The sequence below is a fragment of the Methanoregula sp. genome (assembly GCF_002835825.1).
Classification (GTDB): Archaea; Halobacteriota; Methanomicrobia; order Methanomicrobiales; family Methanospirillaceae; genus Methanoregula.
Window position 1 is genome coordinate 1 of sequence record NZ_PIZH01000344.1, and the last position, 2,325, is coordinate 2,325.

Consider the following 2,325-nt stretch of genomic DNA (forward strand, 5'->3'; position numbering starts at 1 on the left):
ATTCTATATAAAAATATAATGAATCGTCTTTTTTTCAGGAGACTTGAGATCAAAGCTCTGACCGCAGGTTTTTCCACACTGCTACAATGGGGAAAGACCCCGTCCCCGAAAACGGTAATATGGGAATGCACTCGGGACTGAACAATGGAATGCATTCACTGCGGTGCGCCCGGCCACGAGGGTTATGGAGAGGTATTGTCAACCCGTGAGATTATGGTGATTGTTGAAGATCTTGCAGCGTTGGGGGTGAAGCGGTTCCTTGCCACCGGGGGAGAACCTCTCGTGCGACCAGATATGCTGGATGTGTTGCAGATAGCAAACGACTGCGGTAGGGAGACAGGTTTTTCCACAAACGGGCTGGCTGGATCGGCGGAGAACATAGGAAGGATCGTCAGGGTTGCAGACTCGATACAGGTCAGCGTGGACGGGACAGCAAAGACTCATGATGAGATACGAAAGACACCCGGTGCATTCTCCGGTGCAATACACGCATTGAGACTTCTCAAAGACCACGGCTGCCGCCAGTCCTGTATGACTACCATTGTGTCGCCCCTGAATCTCTACGAGATCGGGGATCTTTACCGGATCGCAAAAGAGAGCGCGGATCTCTGGAGGGTCGGGGCGGTGATGCCGGTCGGAAGGGCTGCAGGGAATGCTGCACTCTTCTTATCAGACGGGCAGTTGCGATCACTTCTTGATTTTCTCGCCGGTAAGATGGGCGACGGATTCCCGGTTCTTGTCGGAGAGAACCTTGGCTGGCTGGGACCAGATTACGACAGGAAGATCCACCGTCAGGACTTCTTCTTCTGCGGAGCCGGGACCATCTCGTGCTGTATCGGAGCTGACGGCCGGGTCCGGGGCTGTCCTGAATTGCCGGCAGAAGAAGAATATATTGCCGGAGACTTAAGAAAGGAGACGTTTACGGGGATCTGGGAACGGGGACAGTTTTCCTGCCGTAACAATGGTTTTCCCCCCATCTCCATGGAATGCCGGAAGTGTACGGAACTGGATCTCTGCAGGGGAGGGTGCCAGGTGATGCGGCTGGGAGATATGCACTGTACAAAGAAACGGGTGGAAAATACCGGGTCATGACGAGCACAGGGAAAACAGTTTTAGGTCATACGAAGTTTGCAAATCCGGGCCATTTGATTTGACTTTTGACTGTCGCGGGTATTATCTACAGAAACGGCGGGATATTATCATGAGGGAACGCGGATTCATGATCACGCAGGTGCATTTCATTCTGACGTATATGTGCACACTTGAGTGCGAGCACTGTTTTGTCTGCGGCAGTCCTGCAGCGGAGGGGACGTTTACTCCGGGCCAGATTGCCAGAGTCCTCGATCAGGCCATGCAGATTGGAACTGTTGATACCGTATATTTTGAGGGTGGCGAACCGTTCCTCTTCTACCCTGTCCTGCTCGAAGGGATCCGGATGGCGCGGGATCGGGGGTTGTCCGTGGGTATCGTGTCAAACGGCTACTTCGCCACATCGGACGAGAACGCCCGGTGTTTCCTTGGACCGATCAAAGAACTGGGAATCACCGATTTCAGTGTCAGCGATGATATCTTCCATTACGAGAACCGGCAGGAGAATGCAGCCCGGCGCGCAACAGAGACTGCACAAAAGATGGGGCTTCCCACGCTGGTTCTGGCATTGGATCCCGGCGGATCGGGGCCTGATGCCATTGCGGACGTACGTGAGGGGAAGAAAGGCGTGATCATGGAGGGGGGCATCATGTTCCGGGGCCGGGCCGCAGCGAAGTTAAGCGGGAACGCGAATCTTCACGACTGGCACCAGTTCACGTCCTGCCCCTACGAGGATCTCGTGAACCCCACACGATTGCATGTGGATGCATACGGCAATCTCCAGATCTGCCAGGGGATCTGCATGGGAAACGTGTGGGAGAAGCCGCTCGATGCACTGGTCGGGGAGTATTCTCCAAAGGATCACCCGATTTGCGGGCCATTGGTTACAGGAGGTCCGGCACGACTTGCGGAAGTGCTTGGTTATACCCCACCGGCTGAAGGTGTTGCCGATGCGTGCCACCTCTGCTGGCTGGCGCGGAAGGCAAGCCGGGGGAAGTTCCCGGGCGTGCTTGAGCCGGCGCAGGTGTACTGCGATAAGTGATTCGTCACGCAGGTCGCGGACCTGCCGGTATCCAAGTGTTACGATACTATGACAAGAAGAGAGCATTCGCTCGTTAGTGATACGTTGTTAGAACAGTCGTGTAAGAAGGAAAGGTGATTGCAGCTTGGTATGGTTCCCGGGGACTCGCGTACCTCAGTACAGCATACTACGTGTGTCAGCTTAACTGCTGGGTT

2 protein-coding genes are annotated in these 2,325 nt (G+C 54.7%); both read left to right on the forward strand.

Features of this window, described 5'->3' with window-relative positions:
• The first annotated feature begins 144 nt into the window (after window positions 1-144).
• Window positions 145-1,092 carry a radical SAM/SPASM domain-containing protein gene (locus CW742_RS10825; RefSeq protein WP_292420282.1) on the forward strand — a complete coding sequence of 316 codons (948 nt, stop codon included), beginning with the start codon at window positions 145-147 and terminating at the stop codon, window positions 1,090-1,092.
• 109 nt (window positions 1,093-1,201) lie between these two features.
• Complete coding sequence (locus tag CW742_RS10830; RefSeq protein WP_292420284.1) at window positions 1,202-2,131, forward strand: radical SAM protein; 930 nt, start codon at window positions 1,202-1,204, stop codon at window positions 2,129-2,131.
• Window positions 2,132-2,325: the final 194 nt, after the last annotated feature.

Bases quoted from the DNA above. Each gene is read 5' to 3' on its own strand.
- CW742_RS10825 (WP_292420282.1), top strand. From the start codon at position 145: ATGGAATGCATTCACTGCGGTGCGCCCGGCCACGAGGGTTATGGAGAG.
- CW742_RS10830 (WP_292420284.1), top strand. From the start codon at position 1,202: ATGAGGGAACGCGGATTCATGATCACGCAGGTGCATTTCATTCTGACG.